The following is an 18,825-nucleotide window of genomic DNA, read 5'->3' as shown; positions in this document are numbered from 1 at the left end:
GTTTTTAAACGAAGTTAGCTGTGTACCCTTACAACAAGGGTTAAGACATTTACAAACAGCTTTCACTAATTTCTTTGCTGGTCGTACTAAGTATCCCAACTTTAAGAAAAAACATCAAGGAGGAAGTGCCGAATTTACCAAGTCTGCTTTTAAGTTCAAAGACAAACAAATCTATTTAGCCAAATGCACAGAACCTTTACCTATTCGATGGTCAAGACAAATCCCAGAAAGCTGTGAACCAAGCACAGTAACAGTCAGATTACATCCTTCTGGACGCTGGCATATCTCAATAAGATTTGATGACCCAACGATTAAGCCATTACCAGTAACAGATAAAGCCATTGGAATTGACTTAGGAATTAGTAGCCTCGTGATTACCAGCAATGGCGATAAAGTATCTAATCCTAAGCATTTTAAAAAGCATTATCGGAGGTTGCGAAAAGCGCAAAAAAATCTTTCTAGAAAACAGAAAGGGTCAAAAAATCGTGAAAAAGCAAGAATCAAAGTAGCCAGAATTCACGCTCAAATTACTGATAACAGAAAAGACCATTTACACAAGCTAACCACTCAATTGGTTCGTGAAAATCAAACGATTGTGGTTGAGAATTTAGCTATCAAGAATATGGTCAAAAACCCGAAATTATCTCAGGCAATATCTGACGTTAGTTGGGGAGAAATCACTCGACAATTAGCCTATAAATGCCGTTGGTATGGGAGAAATTACATCGAAATAGATAGATGGTTTCCTAGCTCTAAAAGGTGTAGTAATTGCGGGTATATTGCTGAGAAAATGCCGTTAAATGTTCGAGAGTGGGACTGTCCAGACTGTGGGATTCACCATGACCGAGATATTAACGCAAGTAAAAATATTTTGGCCGCAGGGCTTGCGGTGTCAGTCTGTCGAGCGACCATAAGACCAGAACAGAGTAAATCTGTTAAGGCAGGTGCGGAACCCCGCAAGGGAAAGAAGCAGAAACCTAAATCGTGAGGTTTAGGAATCACCGTCCGTTTACGGCGGTGAGGATGTCAACGTTAGTTAAGTTAAATGTTCACCAGTTTATCTTGCTAAAGATTGACCGCTCAGGCAATAATGGGAAGGTTTATCATGCCCATTAAAGAATGCTCAACGCTTTTATTTGGCTACCGATTATAGGGGCGATACTGATTGCCTACACGCCTCTAGAGGCGAAAAAAGTGCGAGGATTAGCTCTAACTCTTTCTGTCGTTCTCTTACTGCTTAATATTCTCCTTGGCTGGCAATTTGACCCTAGTAACCCGCAAATGCAGTTCACGGTTAACCTGCCTTGGATTAATTTCCTCGGTTTCAATTATGCCCTCGGTGTTGATGGATTGTCATTCTCATTACTTTTTCTTAACAGCATCTTGACAATAATTGCTCTTTATGCTAGTGGTACAGAGGTTAACCGACCGAAATTTTACTATTCTCTGCTCTTGTTACTCAATGCCGGAGTAGCGGGGGCCTTTCTAGCGCAGGATTTACTGTTATTTTTCCTATTTTACGAATTAGAAATCGTCCCGCTTTACTTTCTCATTGCCATTTGGGGGGGTCAAAGACGCGGTTATGCGGGCATGAAATTTTTATTGTACACGGCAATTTCTGGCTTTTTAGTGCTAATCTCTTTCCTCGGCTTAGTTTGGCTAACTGGTGCTGATAATTTCGCCTATAATCCCCTTTTATCGAACAATTTAGACGTTAAAACCCAATTACTGCTCCTCATCCCCCTTCTGATTGGATTAGCCATCAAAATCCCGATTTTTCCCTTTCATACTTGGCTACCGGATGCCCACGTCGAAGCATCTACCCCCGTTTCTGTGCTTTTAGCGGGAATATTACTCAAATTAGGAACCTATGGACTGCTGCGCTTTGGAGTCGGTTTATTTCTTGATGCTTGGGTAACTCTCGCCCCTTGGTTAGCAACGATAGCAGCTATCAGCGCCCTCTACGGGGCCAGTTGCGCTATTGCCCAAAAGGATATGAAAAAAGTAGTGGCCTATTCTTCCATTTCCCACATGGCCTATATTTTACTAGCGGCGGCGGCCACCACCAGATTAAGCATCACCGCGGCGATTTTGCAGATGATTAGTCACGGTTTAATTTCCGCTTTGTTATTTTTGTTGGTGGGAGTAGTGTATAAAAAAACCGGCAGCCGGGATGTGGATTATCTACGGGGTTTATTAAATCCAGAAAGAGGTTTACCAATCACGGGAATGTTAATGATTTTAGCGGCCATGGCCAGCGCCGGCATCCCCGGAATGGTGGGATTTATCGCCGAATTTTTGGTCTTTCGTGGCAGTTTCCCGATTTTTCCGATACAAACGCTCTTATGTTTGGTTGCTAGTGGTTTAACCGCAGTATATTTTCTCCTGATGATTAATCGGGTTTTCTTTGGTCGTTTAACCCCTGAATTATCCCGCATTCCTCGCAGTACCTGGCCCGAAAGATTTCCCGAAATTGCTTTGGCTTTATTTATTATTGTTTTGGGATTACAACCGAGTTGGATGATTCACTGGACTGAAAACCAAGCATCAATGTTATTAACTGGCACGGCAATCAGTCAAAGGCAATCATAGAAACCTTTTCCGGAATTTTTCAAACCTAGACCGAAACTAACTTGTGGATAGGAGCCGAAACGTCAAAAATTTTTGGCCTTGCGGAGGGAATTAACCGTTAAAACCACCTGTTCCCCCACCAGTTCAATTTCTTCTAAAGTATTAAAACGACTCAACCCGAAGCGCAGGGAGGCATAAGCAAGAGATTCGGGGCGACCCAAGGCAGTTAAAACGTGGGAGGGGGCGGTATGGCTAGAAGAACAGGCAGAACCGGAGGAAAGCGCCACTATTGGCTGTAATCCTAACAATAACGCCGCACCGTCCACCCCTTCAATACTAATATTTAAATTTCCGGCTAATCTTTGGCTAGGATGACCATTGAGATAAATTCTGTCTAATTGACTGATAATCTCCCATAAACGGGCTTTTAACTGATTTAAGTGGCTGGTATCTTCTTCTATCGCTTTGATGCCCAATTCTACCGCCTTGGCAAAACCGACAATTTGCGGTGTAAATATTGTACCCGATCGCAGTCCTTTTTCCTGGCCTCCCCCTTGAATTTGAGCGGCGAGACGAACTCTGGGGTTTCGGCGCCGGACGTACAGCGCACCGATTCCCTTTGGTCCGTGGACTTTGTGGGCAGTTAAGGACATTAGATCTATATTCATTTGCTCCACATCTAGGGGAATTTTGCCGATTGCTTGGGCTGCGTCCGTATGAAAAAGCACCTGATACTGGCGACAAATCGCCCCAATTGCCGCTAAAGGTTGAATCACCCCAATCTCGTTGTTAGCGGCCATAATTGACAGCAAAATCGTGTCAGGACGCAAAGATTTTTCTAATAATTCCAAGTCAATTAGGCCATCAGCACTGACGGGTAAAATTGTCACCTCAAAACCCAATTTTTCCAGATAATGACAGGGATCTAAAACGGCCCGATGTTCTGTCATCACCGTAACTATGTGCCGTCCCTTGGCGAAATAAGCTTCGGCAACCCCTTTGATAGCCAGGTTATTGGCCTCCGTTGCTCCACTGGTAAAAATAATTTCTTCGGGGCTACTATTAATAGCAGCGGCGATTGTTTCTCGTGCCTGTTTAACCGCAGCCTCGGCTGTCCAACCATAGACATGATTAATACTACTGGCATTACCAAAGTGTTCGGTAAAATAGGGTAACATCGCCGCCAGAACTTGCGGATCTAGGGGTGTCGTGGCGTGGCAATCTAGATAAATCGGCTTTTGAGACATATTTTTGGCGTGTGGGGGAGCAGGAAGGTCTTGTCTATGATGGAATTGATTAGTTGGGTAGATGGGATAAATGGGACTTTTGCAGAAGGCAAGTTCTCCGACCCTGTAATTAATTATAGGATTGGCCACTAGAAACGGTCTTAAGATTATAGATAAAGATGATTTGCAAGAACTGAAAGAAACCATCAAGGAAGAAATGAGTGAATGGCTGGAAACCCTAAAGCGATACGATGACCCATTGAGTTAAGATATGTCGGATATTTGGTGATTTTAACCGAGGGGCGATCCCCCACCCTCTAGCTGAGAAGCTATAATATTATGGTCGGGACACAAGAAGAGCGAAACAATGACAACAATAGAATTAGAAAGCTGCCAGTCGATTCTTAAAGCTGGTCAAACGACGACAGAAAGAGCTTTACAATTGTTTGACGCTCTCGAACCCGTGAGTTTAGACTTTATGCTAGGTGTTTGGCAAGGTTCTGGACTTGAGACAAATCACCCCATGGATGGTTTATTAGAGGCATCTAATTGGTATGGTAAAGAATTTGTTGATACTGAGAATGTCCACCCCCTGTTATTTTTAGATGGTCAGGGAAAAATTTTTAAGGTGGCACCCAATCCCACGGCCATGAACTGGATTTTGAAGCTGCCGATACTGAAAAATAATTCTCTGAAACCTTTACTGATGCTGACCAACTCTTTGCTAAAAACGCAGACAAGTCAGGCTAGACTGCGAATGATGGAATATCGGGGCAAAGTCAGCGCCACGATGATTTATGATTATTTGCCGATTAATGACTCTTTTCGGAAAGTAGATGATAATACGGTGCTGGGAATTATGGATTTTAAAAACTTTCCCCAGCCTTTCTTTTTTGTTCTCAAGCGATGTCAAAAACATTTTAATTCTTGAGGTTCGATTTGAAATTGTTCGCGCTCGTCCAGTTGCCAAGCTTGTAAATCGATCGCTCGCCCTGAAACTACGGAGACAATTAAATAAGTATATCCTGACCAGGCTAATTGGCGATCAATTTCCGAGGGAATGGCGGCATGATCTGGATGGGAATGATAGATACCAATAATTTCTAGCTGGTTTTCCCGCGCCGATTTTTGAGCTTGTAAAAGCACTTCTGGGGCAATACTAAAGCGGTTTTTTCTATTGCCTGACCAGTTATTTTCTGTTGCCTGTATGCTGATAACTTCGGCTGCTGTCTCGGTAATTTTTCCTAGGAGTAACCCACAACATTCTTCGGGATAGGTGGATTCTGCGTGGGTGAAAATAGACTGGTAAATTTGGTCTGTAATCAGGATCATAGGGTGGAGTAAACGAGTCGCAAATGCTATGGACAACAGGGTAAACGCATTTTTTGCTTCTAGCTGGCTATTTTGTCACCCGCCAACTGAGTTTAAGATTAACCCAAAAGTTCCAAACCGTGACGATAGCAATCGCAATAAAGTTAGCTAGATAGCGATTGATTCCTAAACCGTTAAAGAGAAGGTTGAGCAGTAAGACGTTTAAAATTAAACCGGCTAAACAGATCAAATTGAACTTGAAAAATCTTTTCCAGCGTTTATTCCAACCCCGTTGACGAGCGGATAAATCGCCAAAAGTCCAGCGATCATTCCAGATAAAATTATTAATAATTGCTAATTCGGCGGCGATGATTTTACTGCGGGTTAATCCCCAACCCAAAGCGGCGGGATCACTGAGAAGATAGAGGAAGGCCATATCGACAAAAACCCCGGTTAATCCCACTAAACCGAAGCGAATAAATCTATCTAAAGGTAGATTGACAATTGCATCTAAAAACCTTAATGGCCTTTGAGAGCGCAAACGCAGCAGATGGAAGATATATTCTAGCCATTGTTTCCAAGTTACCTTACTTTCCCCCTCTAGCCGCTCTTGGAAGACATAACCCACTTCTCCGATGGTTTTGATGCGGCCTTTGCCGATGACTTCTAGTAAAATTTTGTAACCGGTGGGATTGAGAATCGGACCAGCGATCGCTTGACGGCGGACCATAAAGTAACCGCTCATGGGATCGGAGACGCGACCGACCACCTCTGGCAGTAGAATTAAACCAAGAATTTGAGCGCCGCGGGAGAGAAATCGTCGCAGCAGACTCCACTCGCTCACTCCTCCTCCTTCGACGTGACGACTAGCAAGAGCTAAATCGGCTCCTTTTTCGATAGTTTCGAGCAGATTGTAGAGAATTTCGGGGGGATGTTGCAAGTCTCCATCGATTACTGCTAGTATCTCACCCCTTGACCCTTGCCAACCCCGCACCACTGCGGACGCTAATCCTTTTTCTCCCTGACGACGCATCACCCGCAGTTGCGGGTAATCTGGGGTTAATTTGCTGGCTAATTCCCAAGTGCGATCAGGACTGTCATCATCGACGATAATTAGTTCATACTGATCGGGAATTTTTTGATCGAGTAATTGACTGAGATTCTCGACTAGGGGAATAACGTTATCTCGCTCGTTATAAGTGGGAATAACTAGAGATAATTTGAGTAATTGCGGCGAATCTCTGAGAATATAACTATTATTGCCAATAATTCCTTCAATTTGCTCTAAAAAAGGAATTTGCAAAGAGCCGACGGGGGTGGTTAAAAAGGGATAGGGTGGACAGTTGGTCACTCGCTTACACTCACAGACTAAAACAGGTTTAGAGACGCACAGTTTACCCGCAAATTTGAGCTAACTACTGGCGATGCGGAATCCTAATACACTATAGCGATTATCGGGGCTAAATTGGCCCCGACTAGCGGAGCGACATTCCCTCAATTCTGTCCCCCAACCACCTCCACGCAGGACGCGATAACGATTGCCGGTGCTATTAGGATCGGCCGGCCATACTTGGTCATCGTTGGGAGCATTTTTATAGTTGCGATGCCAAGGATCGGCACACCATTCGTATAAACTGCCATGTAAATCGTATAATCCGAAGGCATTTGGGGGAAAACTGCCTACAGGCGTGGTTTTAGCTCGAAATTCGCTCTCTCTTTCCACTGCGTAGGGAAATTTAATGGCATAGTAGTTAGCGAATTCACTGGTAAGGGTGGCACCAAAGTAGAAGGGTGTGGTGGTGCCGGCACGACAAGCATATTCCCATTGTGCCTCGCTTGGGAGTCGATAGTTTCTGCCGGTGGCCCTGGAAAGTCGATCGCAAAACTCGATCGCATCATACCAAGAGATGCTATCGACGGGTAGGTTATCCCCTTGGAAGTGGGAGGGATTGGGGTTTAAATCGCGGTTAATTTTGGGCAGATTAGCGACAATTTGCCATTGTTTTTGGGTTATTGGGTATTTACTCAGGTAGAAACTGTTCACCTTGACTAAGCGCTGGGGTTTATCACTACCGGTAAAGTCTCCTTTTTCTCCGTCCGGTGTCCCCATGATAAAAGTGCCAGCAGGGATAGCAATCATCTCTAATCCCGCAAGAGTTTCGCTGTAGTATTCGGCACTACGGGAATTGCGCTCGATCACGAAACCGCTAGGATCGAGAGTGACGGTTTCAAAGGAAAAGCTTTGTCGGGGGGGAAAAGGGGAATTTTGGGGGGGTTGCGAGGGTATGATTGCTGTAGCGGTGGAGGGGGAAAAAATATTTTTTCTATCTAGAATCGCTGCCAGTCCGACTCCTGCACCGATCAGACTGATCCACTGGCAAAATTTACGTCTGTTTACTTTAATCATCCCGATTTTTCTGTCATTATCACCCTATCCATTATACCATGAAATTCTGACTATTATTTGGTCACTGTCACTTGTCCTTAATAATCGATGCCCAGCTTTTTGACTGTCCATAAACATTGGTTGATTGCAGCAATTATCACCTGCTTAGGTGCTTTTTTGCGAATCCATAATTATGATTCTTTGCCTCCAGATAATTGGACTGCTGACGAATATGCTTTTGCTTGGAGTGGCATGAGTTTATTACAAACGGGTATCCCCACCAGTTGGTCATGGTTAAGTCCGACGGATAATTTTCCTACAGTGGTTTGGGAAGCGAAAAATATCCGTTATCGTTTGGTGACTCCCTGGTTTGATCATCCTCCTTTATTTGGTTTATTGGTGGGTTTATTTGCTCTTTTAGGAGGAGCAAAGACTTTTTTTGATTGCAGTTTAACTATTATTAGAGTCCCTTCTTTATTCTTAGGTATTGCTGCGATAGTTTTGGTCTATTTACTCGCTCTCAAGTTAAGTAATCTATCGATCGCTATAATCGCTAGTTTAATTTATGCCACCAATCCCAATACAGTTTTTCTCTCTCGGTTAGCTATTAGTGAAAATTTAATGATTGTTTTGTGCTTATTGGTTGTCTTACTTTATTGGCAATACTATCAAACTAAGCAGAAAAAATATCTCTACATCGCCGCTTGTTTAGCTGGTTTAGCCTGTTTAGTCAAAGTAACAGCTATTTATTTAGTAGTATTATTAATTGTCCTCTTGATTTACGAAAAACAAGGACGAGAGGCCATTTATATAACTGCGATCGGTGCTTTCTTTTTCTCTCTCTATTTTCTCTACGGTGCTATCTATGACTACGATTTCTTTCGGAAGATATTTCAAGAGCAATCCCTGCGCTTCGAGGACTTTAACTTTGTCAAATATCTAACCACTCCCACGGTATTTTTTGAGGATGGTTGGCTAATTTTTAGCTGGTTAACCCTCTTACCCTTTCTCCGAAAGAATCCCGCTAGTCCCCAAGTTAGATTACTCGCTTTACCGGTAATCCTCTACACCTTAATTTTAGTTGCCACGGGAGCGCAAAGTCACTTTTATACTTGGTATATGATTCCTTTTTATCCGTTTATGTTTATTATTCTAGGCATCTTTCTCGATGATTTTCGCCAAGAAACGGACGGATTAACTGCCTCAATTATTTTTATCTTTCTAGGAGTTTGGTCGATTCATCTCAATTTGACAGCATGGATCTTATCTTCTCCCTACGGTCGCTATTATTTTATGATCGGTACAGCAGCAATTCTGGGAGTATTCTATCTCAAGGATATCTTTGGTTTCTTTAAAAAATTCTGGATTGATCGCTTTACTTTTCTGCTCTTCTTTGCCCTGCTGGCAGCTAATATCAATGTGGTATTAACCTATAACTTTTCTGGTTAAAACTTAGCAAGAAGGGAACCCGAAAAGGGATAAATTGGCCTGGGAATCGAGAGTAAACTTAACTAGGATCACTGACTTGAAAGAGGGTGTAGGGTGTGGGGTGTGGGGTGTAGGAAAGGAAACCTCTTTCATCTGTGGGGGTGAAAATTTTTTCATCAGGACTGACTCAGGAATAACTTATTCTTGGCCAGTTCCAGCCAGTGTTAAATTTATTAATAGACTGTACTGCATTTAAACTGCGTATTGAGAATTTTAGTACAAATGCTCAAACTCCTTTTCCCCGCTCATAGACAGTCTTAACGAGTAATTTAGATAGTTAACAGTATAGACTCTTTAACCGATTGTCCCCTAACCTTTTCCACTGAACTAATAAATGTCGATCGATTTTCGCAATCTTAATACACTTTGGGGTTCTATTTTAGTCGAAACATTGGCCCGTTTGGGATTGAAGATAGGGGTGGTTTCTCCCGGATCGCGATCGACTCCTTTAACGGTAGCCTTGGCAAGACATCCTCAGATTGAAGCTATTCCCATCTTAGACGAGCGCTCGGCCGCCTTTTTTGCCCTAGGATTAGCCAAACAATTATATCAACCGGTGGTTTTAGTCTGCACTTCTGGCACTGCCACGGCTAATTTTTATCCCGCAGTCATTGAAGCAAAAGAAAGTCATGTCCCCTTATTAATTCTAACCGCCGATCGCCCCCCAGAATTGCGTCATGCTCACGCCGGTCAGACTATCGATCAAGTCAAACTCTACGGTAATTATCCTAACTGGCAAGCGGAAATTAGCTGTCCTAGTGCCAATATCGAGCGTTTACGCTATCTCCGTCAAACTGTCATCCACGCGTGGTGGCGCTGTCTCGATCCTGTCCCCGGAGTAGTGCATCTGAACTTACCATTTCGGGATCCCCTCGCACCAACTCCCGATCTAGAAATCAGCAATTTAGAGGCTAATTTTGACCAAGAAGCTTTTTTTAGCCATATATCTCGGCAAAATATCGCAATTAACCACTCAATTCTCGAAATTCCTTCTTTACCCTCCAAAGGAATTATCATCGCGGGATTAGCTTCCCCGCAAAACCCCGAAAGTTACTGTCAGGCGATCGCTAATTTAGCCCGATCGCAACAATATCCCGTCTTAGCAGAAGCTTTATCTCCTCTGCGAAACTATGCAGGGTTAAATCCCCATCTCATCACCACCTATGATTTATTATTGCGGAATCCTGCCATTAAAACCCAATTAACCCCCGATGTTGTCCTGCAAATTGGCGAATTACCCACCAGCAAAGAATTACGGACCTGGTTAGAAGAAATCGACTGTCCGCGCTGGATTATCGATCCCCATCCCGATAATTACGATCCTCTACAGGGAAAAACCGGACATCTCAGGGGAAATATCGAGCAATTAGGGCATCTATTCCCAGGAAAACCCGATAATAACCGAGAATATCGAGAATTATGGCAAAAATTCGACCAGCAAGCTAGATTTAAAATCGATCGCCTTTTGGCAGCAGAAACTAAACTGATTGAAGGGAAAATCCCCTGGCTGCTCTCCCAATACCTCCCCCCCCGCACCCCGATCTTTATCTCTAATAGTATGCCTGTTCGCTATGCCGAATTTTTTAACCCGCCTAGCGATCGCCAAATTCGTCCCTATTTTAATCGCGGGGCCAATGGCATCGACGGCAACCTCTCCACTGCTATAGGAATAGCTTATAAAAATGTCCCTAGTCTGCTATTAACGGGAGATTTAGCCCTATTACACGACACAAATGGTTTTTTAATCAAAAAATATTTTGTTGGCTCCTTGACCATAATTTTAATCAATAACAAGGGGGGAGGCATTTTCCAGATGTTGCCGATCGCCAAATTTGACCCTCCCTTTGAAGAATTTTTTGCCACTCCCCAAAATATCGACTTTTGCCAACTCTGTCACACCTACGGTATCGATTACCATTTAATCAGCGATTGGACTGATTTTCAGGAAAAAATCGCAGTTTTACCAGAATCAGGGATAAGATTACTAGAAATATCCTGCGATCGAGCTTTTAATACTCAATGGTTCCTCAGTAATTATGTGTAGGGTGTAGGGTGTGGGGTGTGGGGTGTGGGGTGTGGGGTGTGGGGAAGTAGGGTGTAGGGTGTAGGGTGTGGGGTGTGGGGAAGTGGGGAAGTGGGGAAGTGGGGAAGTGGGGAGAATAAAGCTGCCTATTGCAAGAGTGCCTATTGCAAGAGTGCATGAGTGCCTATTGGGACTTAGACAAAAAACAAATCGAGAAAAGCCTCAACTCCAATCCCCGCTTGGGATTTACTTCGAGAAGCCCAAAATCGCTGAAACCCAGATAGATCAAGGAAAATCATCAATCGAGGTTAACCCTTTGTCCCGTAATGGTTTGAGCCTTTTTTGCTGACCGAAAACGCCTAAGTCCCACTATCCTGATATGTAGCATATACTCAACGGATTTAGTATTAATTCCCTTTTTCGAGAAAGTCAATACAATGGGTGGAAAGCGAGTTAAAAGGGTTCGATGAATCGACAAAGACGGCAAAAATCAAGACAATTTTCTCCCCCCAGATATTCTATCTTTCCCCCAGAACAATGGCGATGGGGAGTGACTTCTCTGGTGATTAGTTTAGTCTTGTCCCTACTGATTTTAAAACTGAATACCTCTAGTCTCTCCACTGCCACCATAAATATTTTTAATCCCTCCACTGTGGGGGAGAATTTAGCCGGTAAGAGCCTAGATGAGTTAGAAAAGCAGAAAATCGCCGAATTTTTGCAAATTGCCCCGCCAGAAACCGAATTAACCCTCGATCGCACTCCTTTGTTTATTCTCCACGATACAGCTTGGAGTATGACTGCGGGTAACATCGAAGAACAGAAAAAATATGCTCGCGGTCCGATGAAATTGGGTCCAAATGTTTACATCCCCCGCAAACCGAGTTCTAGGGATAGAGATATTTTAGACTCGATCGCCCGGCCTTTTTTTGAACGTCACCGTCCCACGGCCACTTTTTATGAACAAGCGGCCGAAATGCTGCCCGCAGACACCAGAGATCAATTAGTGCGTCAACTGTGGCAACTTACCCCAGAAACTATCCGCGTCAAGGGTTTTGCGCTTGCTTTAGAGGGTGTTCCTTTGAGTACGCGATCGGCCCCTGAGTTAGAAAAAAGAGCGAGAATTTGGTTAAATACGCCTTCAGAAGCAGTCTTTAGGCGTTTAGTCAAACAACATCCCATAAATTACTTTGATGGGGCAAAAAGCACCGCATTATGGGCAACAGAAGCGATTTGTCAGCAGCTATCTCACCCTAATTGCGATCGCTTGCGGCCGGTTTTTGCCGAAAGAAATCGTCGGGTTATCTCCAGTGTTAACATTGAACTGGTACAGGCGCCGGGATCCCACTGTTTGACCAAAGGACGCTTGCAAACCCTCCCCGGTTACAGCGATTTTCAATACCAACAAACGGCGAAATATTATCTCCTCGCAGCCTTACAAACGGGACAATTACCACAAATTGTCAGCCATTTTGCCGTCGATAGTTTTCTGATTAATCAAGGAAAATATCCCCATTGTGACCCCCGGGGTTTTGATCTACAACGTCTCTACAATCTCATCAGTGAAGCTTTGGATTATGACCCCGGCACTGTTTATGGTATCGTTCCCCGTTATGGCACAAATATTATAGCTGGTGATAATATTTGGTGGCATAATCGAGTTTTTGATGCGGCCAATTTATCCACAACTTTAAATTAGACCTGATCATTTAGAAATGTCCACTTCTCCCAAAGCTTCTAGATAGGTAATCGCCGCTTCTAAAGGAGAATCGTAGCTATAGGAAAACTCCTCAAACCAGCGTCCTTCCTCCGATTTGGCATCCAATTTATCTAACCATTGCTTTGCCTTTCTAGTTAAAGCTTCTCGCTTGCGCTGCTGTTTTAATGCCGACGCTTTTTCTTTTTCCGCTGCCTCCTGTTGTTCCCTTTCTTGGTTTTCTAAGGCTAAAGCTTTTAAAAGCGCATCGGTAGAAGAATCGCCGGCATAATTAACCTTAAATTCGACTGGAGAACGATCTTTTTCTTGGCGAGAAGAAGGGGACGGCATCGGTTTTTCCTGATCCCGTTTCTGGTATTCTGCCTTCATTTGTGCCAGTAAATCTTCTATTTCTCCCATAATGGTCAAGTTAGAAAGTAAAAAGTTAAAAAGATAATTGCTCTGATTGCCTCTGCCTTAATAACTAAGTAGCTAGTTATAATTAAATTGAAGATTGATCCCCCCTTAATCCCCCCTTGATAAGGGGGGTATCTGACAGTTTTTAACACCTAACTACTTAATAATAGGTTTCCTTATTTTTCCAAACGGACCACATACCATTGTAGATAACCCCCCTCACCCAGGTCTAACTCGCAGTAATTATCGCGCAGATAGAGAGCTTTTTCCTCAAAACTAGAGAATTTTGCCAATTGTCGGGGACAAATCTCCGGTTTTGCGCTGATTAAATCTTTTAACTTATCCCGCAACTGGTCGGGAGTCTGGAATTGTTCAGGTTGATCGGCCTCAAGGACAAGAAAATAGTCCCCTTGATACATAATAGAATCGGGCATCGCTGTTTGATAGTCTCAGTAGGAAAATTTTTTGGCTATCTTTACCACTTTATCGCCTCAACGCTCGATCGACACCACCACTATGACAGACCATCTCACCAATCCCTTTCTCAGTCTCCCTTACGAAAGCGCCATGCAGGACTTGGGGGACCAATACTACGATCAAGTTGCAGCCGCGGATTTTCCCAGTCATATCCTTCGTTTTCGCAATGATGCTTTATTACCTTTGGTGGGAATTCAGCCAGAATTAACTTTAGATGAGCATTTTATCGAGGCTTTTGGTAAATTTCAATCCCTGACCCCCTTTTTGGCCCTGCGTTACCACGGTTATCAATTTGGCGAGTATAATCCTTTCTTGGGAGATGGTCGCGGTTTTCTCTACGGTCAAGTTAGGGGTATTGATGGCAAATTATACGATTTTGGTACGAAAGGATCGGGACGGACTCCCTATTCCCGTCATGCTGACGGTAGGTTAACTCTCAAGGGTGGAGTTAGAGAAGTCTTAGCCGGGGAAGCTTTACGCGGTTTGGGGGTGAATACCTCTCGCTGTTTGAGTTTGGTGGAAACGGGAGAATCTCTCTGGCGCGGTGATGAACCTTCCCCGACGCGATCTTCGGTGATGATTCGAGTTAGTAATTCTCATATTCGTTTCGGGACTTTTGAGCGTTTATTTCATATTAAACGTAGTGATTTAATTAAAAGACTCCTCGATCATGTGATTATTTATTATTATCCTGAAATCGAGCCCCAAGATAGCGATCGCTATTTAAAATTTTACGCCGCTTTAATCGAAAGAACCGCTAAATTAGCAGCCCAATGGATGGCCGCAGGTTTTTGTCATGGGGTTCTCAATACCGATAATATGTCAATTACTGGGGAAAGTTTTGATTATGGTCCCTACGCTTTTATTCCTTCCTATAACCCCCAATTTACGGCGGCTTATTTCGACTACGGCGGCCGTTATAGTTATGGTAATCAGCCTTTTATCTGTCGTTTAAATCTAGAGTTACTGCAATCTCCCCTGGCCATGGTCGTCTCCTTGTTAGAGTTAGATCTGGCTTTGGCTAAATATGACCATCATTACAATTTTTATTATCAAAAAATGATGCTTAAAAAGTTAGGTTTTGAGGATATTTTTACTCCCGAATCTGCTTTACTGGTTAGCAAAACCGTGGAAGTTCTCCAAGAAACTGGCCTCGGTTATCACGAATTTTTCTATCAATTAAGTGAACAATTTAATTACGGTTGGCGAGAAAATAGTTCTCTAATTCTTGAAAATATGGATTTACTAAAAGCTGATTGGCAACGTTGGCGAGAGTTATATAGTTTGGTCTTAAATCAATCACCCCCAGATTCCTTGTCTCAAATTGGCGATACCTTAACGCATTATAATCCTAAAACTGCTTTACTTAGACCGCTAATCGAATCGGTTTGGGAGGCAATTACCTATAAAGACGATTGGCAACCTTTCCACGAATTAGTGATAAAATTACAGAATAGACATTAATTAAGTAATAAGTAGTGGTGCAAAATTAATTTCTTGGTTAGAATAGGCAAGAGGTGGTTAAATATGTGTAATTAATTATCTCTAGCTACTTATTTAGGTCATTTCCTGAAATGCGTTGGACAAAAATTGACCAGACTTGGCGATCGCTGTTTCCTCTCCAATCATTAAGAGTGTCAAAATAATAGTAAAATTTTGTGACAAAGTGCAGTCATATCTAAGAATCTTTGCTAAAATTCCAGAAGGATTCTGTGATCAGTCTCCTTAAAGGAGGCTGTTTGCAGTAAACTAATCTGGCTAACACGCTTTTGGGTGTGATATAGAGAAAGTTTCTTGCGATTGCGCCTAAATGGAGTGATATACAGAAAGTTGACTCATATCGTTACTCTGGAGAGTGTTATATAGAAAGTTGACCTATAATATGTAGTTAGGCACGAGGAGAATAATACGCATGCTGATATCGAGAGAATACAAGTTTATATTCGTCCATATTTATAAGAATGCTGGCACAAGTATTACAACGGCGCTACGACCATTTGCAATAAGTCCATGGCAGTGGAAAGCTTATAGGTTGATAAAAAAGGTGGGCTTTCCTTCTCCTTTCTTTGATCCTCATCCATTTCCTGCGCATGTCAATGCATCCAAAATAAAAGAGAGTTTTGGAGCAGAGAAATTCAATGAGTATTTTTCATTTGCTGTAGTCAGAAACCCATGGGATTGGCAAGTTTCACTCTACAAATATGCGTTGAAATCAGAAACACATCATCAGCATGAGTTAACAAAAAATTTAGGTAGCTTTGAAGAATATATAAAATGGCGATGTGAAAATGAAGTTAGATATCAAAAAGATTTTATATATGATAACAATGAGTTGCTTGTTGACTTTGTTGGGAGATATGAAAGCCTAGATAATGACTTCAACGAAATATGCTCTCGCATTGGAATCTCCGTCTCGTTACCAAAACTAAATGTATCAAATACAAAACCATATCAGAGTTACTATTCTGAGAAGAGTAAAGAACTTGTAAAGGAAGCATTTGAACCTGATATTAGGACATTTAATTATGAATTCTAAAAAAGTGCGATCGCCGATCTTGTAGGGTGCGTTTCCTAATCTGGCTCCCACTGCCCCACCGATCGATTTTGGGGAACGTACCCTGCCCATGGATTGAAGCTGTGAGTCTAAGTGCGATGCCGCTCTGGTGGGCCCAGTTGAGGAATGTTAGGGAAGATTCCCAATGTTTGGTTAAAATAGAGGGGCAAAAGTCGCCCCAGGGTCGCTTCAATGACAGTTAGACAACCCCGCTACAGTAAAGAAGAATTCGCTCGACGTGGTAATGAGATTTATCAATCTCAGGTACGTCCCCAAGTCGAGGAAGGCAACTATGGCAAAATTGTGGCGATCGATATTGAGACAGGAGCCTTTGAATTAGCAAAGGATACGATGACTGCTTCAGACCGATTGCTAGAACGTTGCCCCGACGCTCAAATCTGGTGCGTTCGGATTGGTCATAGAGGAGTTCATCGCTTTGGTGTCGGTCGTTTGCAATAACTCTATGATGCAAGGAATTGTTGATCAAAACTGTGAGGCGACTATCCGACTGGTCGTAGGCAATTTAGATTCACAGAGGCAAATGATCGATGCTGTCATTGATACAGGATTTACAGGTTTTCTGACTCTGCCTTCCTCAGTGCTTGCCGATCTCAACTTACGCGCATATAAACGTGAAGAGGGAATCCTGGGGGATGGAAGCACTTGTATTTTCGATGTGTATCGTGGTTTAGTTATAGCGTTTCTCACACCTGTGTGGCACAGTGAAACCTTTGCTGATTAAACTTTTCACCATCGACAATGTACCTCTTGCGAACAGGAAACGCTATATTTGGGATGGAGAGTTGCGGCGAATTGATATAAACGAATCGGATACAGAACCTTTGGTTGGTATGGGTTTACTCTACGGCTATCGGATGCAGCTTGATGTAATCGAGGGTGGTACGGTTACAATCCAGGCATTGAGCAGTTTAAGTTGATCCGTGGGTCACTGTCTAACCAGCCCTAGGGTGCGTTCCCTAATGGGGGTCTTACTGCTCCACCGATCGATTTTGGGGAACGCACCATGCACATTGATTGAAGTTGTGAGTTTAAGTGCGATGCCGCTCTGGTGGGACCAGTTGAGGATGGCAAGCTGGTAGCATTGGTGGATTTGCGGCAACAGCAACATCCTACAGATAAGGTGCTAATTTTCACTCAGTTTGCCGATACCGCTCGCTATCTGGCAACAGCGTTGCAGGCCCAGGGCATCACTCAGATTGGTTTGGCGACTGGACAATCGACTGACCCGACGGCTCTGGCTTGGCGGTTTAGCCCCATCAGTAATGAAAAATCCATCCCAGCAGCCGAGCAATTACGGGTGTTGGTGGCGACGGATGTGTTGAGTGAGGGGCAAAACTTGCAAGATTGTGCCATCATTCTCAACTACGACTTGCCCTGGGCGATTATTCGTCTGATTCAGCGGGCAGGACGGGTAGACCGGATTGGGCAGCAGGCGGACGAAATTCTCTGCTATTCGTTTTTGCCTGCGGAGGGGGTGGAGCGGCTGATTAACCTGCGGGGACGTTTGCGCGACCGCCTGAACGAAAATCAAGAAGTGGTAGGCACCGATGAAGCCTTTTTTGAGGACGAACAAGCGCGGGAGATGCTGCTAAATCTTTATAATGAGCGATCGGGGGTGCTGGATGAAACCGACGAAGGGGAGGTGGATCTAACCTCCGAGGCGTTGCAGATCTGGCAAAGTGCGATCGATGCCAACCCTGCCCTGAAAGGGATGATCGAAAAATTGCCCGATGTGGTGTACTCCACACGGGAGCATGAACCGACCGGATTCGATCCAGAGGGTGTGTTGTTGTACCTCCGCACGGATAGCGGCACCGATGCTTTGGCATGGGTGGACAAAGACGGCAACAGTGTTACCCAGTCTCAGATGCGGATTCTCCGTATGGCGCGATGCAGCATTGATACCCCAACCTTACCCCGCCATCCCCAGCACCATGAACTCGTGACACGGGGGGCGGAACTGATCGCGGAGCAAACCAAAACTGTGGCGGGTACTTTGGGCAATAAGCGCAGTGCGGCGGCGCGGACTTATGATCGCTTGATGGCCTACACCCAACGGATCCGTGAAACCACGCCTCTACTGGCCATGGGGACGGAATGGGAAAACCGGTCACGGGCGATCGAAGAAATCAACCAGCATCCGTTAAAGCAAAATGCGGTCGCAACGCGCTCGCTACGCGAGATCGCTCGCCTCAACAGGGAACTTAAAGCAGGCATCAGTGATGAGCAGTTGGCAAAACTGGTGACATTTCTGCGGGAGCATGATGCCCTGTGTGTGATCAACCAGGAGGAACGGCAAGACGGAGCACGAATTATTTGTTCGATGGGATTATTTAGAGGCTAAAGTAGAGGCAGGTTCCCAGTATTTCCCCCTGTTGAGAAAACAACCTATGACTGAAACTAAGTAGCTGGTTATAATTAAATTAAAAATGGATTTTAGGTTCGATCCCCCCTTGATCCCCCCTTGATAAGGGGGGTGCCGATCCCCCCTTAGTCCCCCCTTTAATCCCCCCTTAATAAGCTGTCCTTTAGTCACATCTTTCTTAACATTTCAAACCTTTGTCGCACATGGCTTTCAAGACTCGGTTAACAATCTGTAATATTCCTTGTTGACACCCTTACTGACAAAGAAAAAACTGAAATCAAGTCAGGATAAGG

Annotated in this window: 19 protein-coding genes and 1 pseudogene; 12 read left to right on the top strand and 8 right to left on the bottom strand. The window is 43.8% G+C overall.

The genetic code is table 11. The features are described from left to right. The coding region (locus tag IM485_RS16205) for an RNA-guided endonuclease InsQ/TnpB family protein (protein ID WP_287744337.1) at positions 1-988 on the top strand (988 nt) is incomplete at its 5' end. A 131-nt stretch (positions 989-1,119) separates the two neighbouring features. Continuing rightward, positions 1,120-2,592: an NADH-quinone oxidoreductase subunit M gene (locus IM485_RS16200; RefSeq protein WP_287744335.1), complete on the top strand. Its 1,473-nt coding sequence runs from the start codon at positions 1,120-1,122 to the stop codon at positions 2,590-2,592. 62 nt (positions 2,593-2,654) lie between these two features. Here IM485_RS16200 and IM485_RS16195 read toward each other — a convergent pair whose 3' ends face one another. Then, positions 2,655-3,818 carry a cysteine desulfurase family protein gene (locus IM485_RS16195; protein WP_104397555.1) on the bottom strand — a complete coding sequence of 388 codons (1,164 nt, stop codon included), beginning with the start codon at positions 3,816-3,818 and terminating at the stop codon, positions 2,655-2,657. Positions 3,819-3,963: 145 nt separating this feature from the next. Here IM485_RS16195 and IM485_RS22800 point away from each other — a divergent pair. Both IM485_RS22800 and IM485_RS16190 read left to right on the top strand, forming a co-directional pair. Then, positions 3,964-4,065 (top strand): annotated as a pseudogene (locus IM485_RS22800) (recombinase); the annotation flags it as partial. Between the two features lie 99 nt (positions 4,066-4,164). After that, positions 4,165-4,728, top strand: a complete 564-nt coding sequence (locus IM485_RS16190; RefSeq protein WP_287744332.1) for a DUF4334 domain-containing protein — start codon at positions 4,165-4,167, stop codon at positions 4,726-4,728. Here IM485_RS16190 and IM485_RS16185 read toward each other — a convergent pair. From IM485_RS16185 to IM485_RS16175, 3 genes are all read right to left on the bottom strand, one after another. Then, positions 4,707-5,129 (bottom strand): M67 family metallopeptidase, encoded by a 423-nt coding sequence (locus tag IM485_RS16185; protein ID WP_104397557.1) that lies wholly within the window; start codon positions 5,127-5,129, stop codon positions 4,707-4,709. The two genes, IM485_RS16190 and IM485_RS16185, sit on opposite strands and share 22 nt — an antisense overlap. 67 nt (positions 5,130-5,196) lie before the next feature. Then, positions 5,197-6,459 (bottom strand): glycosyltransferase, encoded by a 1,263-nt coding sequence (locus tag IM485_RS16180; RefSeq protein ID WP_104397558.1) that lies wholly within the window; start codon positions 6,457-6,459, stop codon positions 5,197-5,199. A 60-nt stretch (positions 6,460-6,519) separates the two neighbouring features. Further along, positions 6,520-7,515, bottom strand: coding sequence for a formylglycine-generating enzyme family protein (locus IM485_RS16175; protein WP_287744330.1), 996 nt, complete (start codon positions 7,513-7,515; stop codon positions 6,520-6,522). A gap of 87 nt (positions 7,516-7,602) precedes the next feature. On the opposite strand from IM485_RS16175, the gene IM485_RS16170 reads away from it, so the two are divergent. Then, complete coding sequence (locus tag IM485_RS16170) at positions 7,603-8,943, top strand: ArnT family glycosyltransferase (protein WP_104397560.1); 1,341 nt, start codon at positions 7,603-7,605, stop codon at positions 8,941-8,943. A gap of 3 nt (positions 8,944-8,946) precedes the next feature. Here IM485_RS16170 and IM485_RS16165 read toward each other — a convergent pair whose 3' ends face one another. After that, on the bottom strand, positions 8,947-9,099 hold the full coding sequence (locus IM485_RS16165) for a hypothetical protein (protein WP_287744329.1): 153 nt from the start codon (positions 9,097-9,099) through the stop codon (positions 8,947-8,949). Between the two features lie 217 nt (positions 9,100-9,316). Between IM485_RS16165 and menD the strand changes: the two genes are divergently transcribed. Further along, entirely contained in the window at positions 9,317-11,026 is a 1,710-nt protein-coding gene (menD, locus tag IM485_RS16160) for a 2-succinyl-5-enolpyruvyl-6-hydroxy-3-cyclohexene-1-carboxylic-acid synthase (RefSeq protein ID WP_287744326.1), read from the top strand. Here the strand turns inward: menD and IM485_RS16155 are convergent. Beyond that, positions 11,010-11,183: a hypothetical protein gene (locus IM485_RS16155; protein WP_287744324.1), complete on the bottom strand. Its 174-nt coding sequence runs from the start codon at positions 11,181-11,183 to the stop codon at positions 11,010-11,012. The two genes, menD and IM485_RS16155, sit on opposite strands and share 17 nt — an antisense overlap. A 288-nt stretch (positions 11,184-11,471) precedes the next feature. Between IM485_RS16155 and IM485_RS16150 the strand changes: the two genes are divergently transcribed. After that, positions 11,472-12,701, top strand: a complete 1,230-nt coding sequence (locus IM485_RS16150) for a hypothetical protein (protein WP_287744321.1) — start codon at positions 11,472-11,474, stop codon at positions 12,699-12,701. Positions 12,702-12,707: 6 nt separating this feature from the next. On the opposite strand, the gene IM485_RS16145 is transcribed toward IM485_RS16150, so the two are convergent. Beyond that, the gene (locus tag IM485_RS16145) at positions 12,708-13,118 is read right to left on the bottom strand and encodes a salt stress protein, Slr1339 family (protein WP_287744318.1); all 411 of its coding nucleotides are present in this window, start codon (positions 13,116-13,118) and stop codon (positions 12,708-12,710) included. A gap of 173 nt (positions 13,119-13,291) precedes the next feature. Then, positions 13,292-13,549, bottom strand: a complete 258-nt coding sequence (locus IM485_RS16140; RefSeq protein ID WP_194015675.1) for a CRR7 family NDH-1 assembly protein — start codon at positions 13,547-13,549, stop codon at positions 13,292-13,294. 82 nt (positions 13,550-13,631) lie between these two features. Between IM485_RS16140 and IM485_RS16135 the strand changes: the two genes are divergently transcribed. From IM485_RS16135 to IM485_RS16115, 5 genes are all read left to right on the top strand, one after another. After that, the gene (locus tag IM485_RS16135) at positions 13,632-15,056 is read left to right on the top strand and encodes a protein adenylyltransferase SelO (protein WP_502882191.1); all 1,425 of its coding nucleotides are present in this window, start codon (positions 13,632-13,634) and stop codon (positions 15,054-15,056) included. Between the two features lie 448 nt (positions 15,057-15,504). After that, the gene (locus tag IM485_RS16130) at positions 15,505-16,128 is read left to right on the top strand and encodes a sulfotransferase family 2 domain-containing protein (RefSeq protein ID WP_104397564.1); all 624 of its coding nucleotides are present in this window, start codon (positions 15,505-15,507) and stop codon (positions 16,126-16,128) included. Positions 16,129-16,338: 210 nt separating this feature from the next. Continuing rightward, positions 16,339-16,605, top strand: a complete 267-nt coding sequence (locus IM485_RS16125; protein ID WP_002765250.1) for a hypothetical protein — start codon at positions 16,339-16,341, stop codon at positions 16,603-16,605. A 7-nt stretch (positions 16,606-16,612) separates the two neighbouring features. Next, positions 16,613-16,888: a hypothetical protein gene (locus IM485_RS23045; RefSeq protein ID WP_502882190.1), complete on the top strand. Its 276-nt coding sequence runs from the start codon at positions 16,613-16,615 to the stop codon at positions 16,886-16,888. Positions 16,889-17,215: 327 nt separating this feature from the next. Further along, positions 17,216-18,511, top strand: a complete 1,296-nt coding sequence (locus IM485_RS16115) for a C-terminal helicase domain-containing protein (protein ID WP_104397565.1) — start codon at positions 17,216-17,218, stop codon at positions 18,509-18,511. The last annotated feature ends 314 nt before the right edge of the window (positions 18,512-18,825 follow it).

It is taken from the genome of Microcystis sp. M169S2, from assembly GCF_020245865.1.
Lineage (GTDB): Bacteria > Cyanobacteriota > Cyanobacteriia > Cyanobacteriales > Microcystaceae > Microcystis > Microcystis ichthyoblabe_A.
Note: the sequence above shows the minus strand (reverse complement) of the source record. Positions and strands in the feature narration are given on the sequence as shown.

Coding starts and splice junctions, on each gene's coding strand:
- menD (WP_287744326.1), top strand. CDS start 9,317: ATGTCGATCGATTTTCGCAATCTTAATACACTTTGGGGTTCTATTTTA.
- IM485_RS16190 (WP_287744332.1), top strand. CDS start 4,165: ATGACAACAATAGAATTAGAAAGCTGCCAGTCGATTCTTAAAGCTGGT.
- IM485_RS16175 (WP_287744330.1), bottom strand. CDS start 7,515: ATGATTAAAGTAAACAGACGTAAATTTTGCCAGTGGATCAGTCTGATC.
- IM485_RS16130 (WP_104397564.1), top strand. CDS start 15,505: ATGCTGATATCGAGAGAATACAAGTTTATATTCGTCCATATTTATAAG.
- IM485_RS16185 (WP_104397557.1), bottom strand. CDS start 5,129: ATGATCCTGATTACAGACCAAATTTACCAGTCTATTTTCACCCACGCA.
- IM485_RS16135 (WP_502882191.1), top strand. CDS start 13,632: ATGACAGACCATCTCACCAATCCCTTTCTCAGTCTCCCTTACGAAAGC.
- IM485_RS16155 (WP_287744324.1), bottom strand. CDS start 11,183: ATGCACTCTTGCAATAGGCACTCTTGCAATAGGCAGCTTTATTCTCCC.
- IM485_RS16125 (WP_002765250.1), top strand. CDS start 16,339: ATGACAGTTAGACAACCCCGCTACAGTAAAGAAGAATTCGCTCGACGT.
- IM485_RS16170 (WP_104397560.1), top strand. CDS start 7,603: ATGCCCAGCTTTTTGACTGTCCATAAACATTGGTTGATTGCAGCAATT.
- IM485_RS16145 (WP_287744318.1), bottom strand. CDS start 13,118: ATGGGAGAAATAGAAGATTTACTGGCACAAATGAAGGCAGAATACCAG.
- IM485_RS16150 (WP_287744321.1), top strand. CDS start 11,472: ATGAATCGACAAAGACGGCAAAAATCAAGACAATTTTCTCCCCCCAGA.
- IM485_RS23045 (WP_502882190.1), top strand. CDS start 16,613: ATGCAAGGAATTGTTGATCAAAACTGTGAGGCGACTATCCGACTGGTC.
- IM485_RS16200 (WP_287744335.1), top strand. CDS start 1,120: ATGCTCAACGCTTTTATTTGGCTACCGATTATAGGGGCGATACTGATT.
- IM485_RS16165 (WP_287744329.1), bottom strand. CDS start 9,099: ATGAAAAAATTTTCACCCCCACAGATGAAAGAGGTTTCCTTTCCTACA.
- IM485_RS16140 (WP_194015675.1), bottom strand. CDS start 13,549: ATGCCCGATTCTATTATGTATCAAGGGGACTATTTTCTTGTCCTTGAG.
- IM485_RS16195 (WP_104397555.1), bottom strand. CDS start 3,818: ATGTCTCAAAAGCCGATTTATCTAGATTGCCACGCCACGACACCCCTA.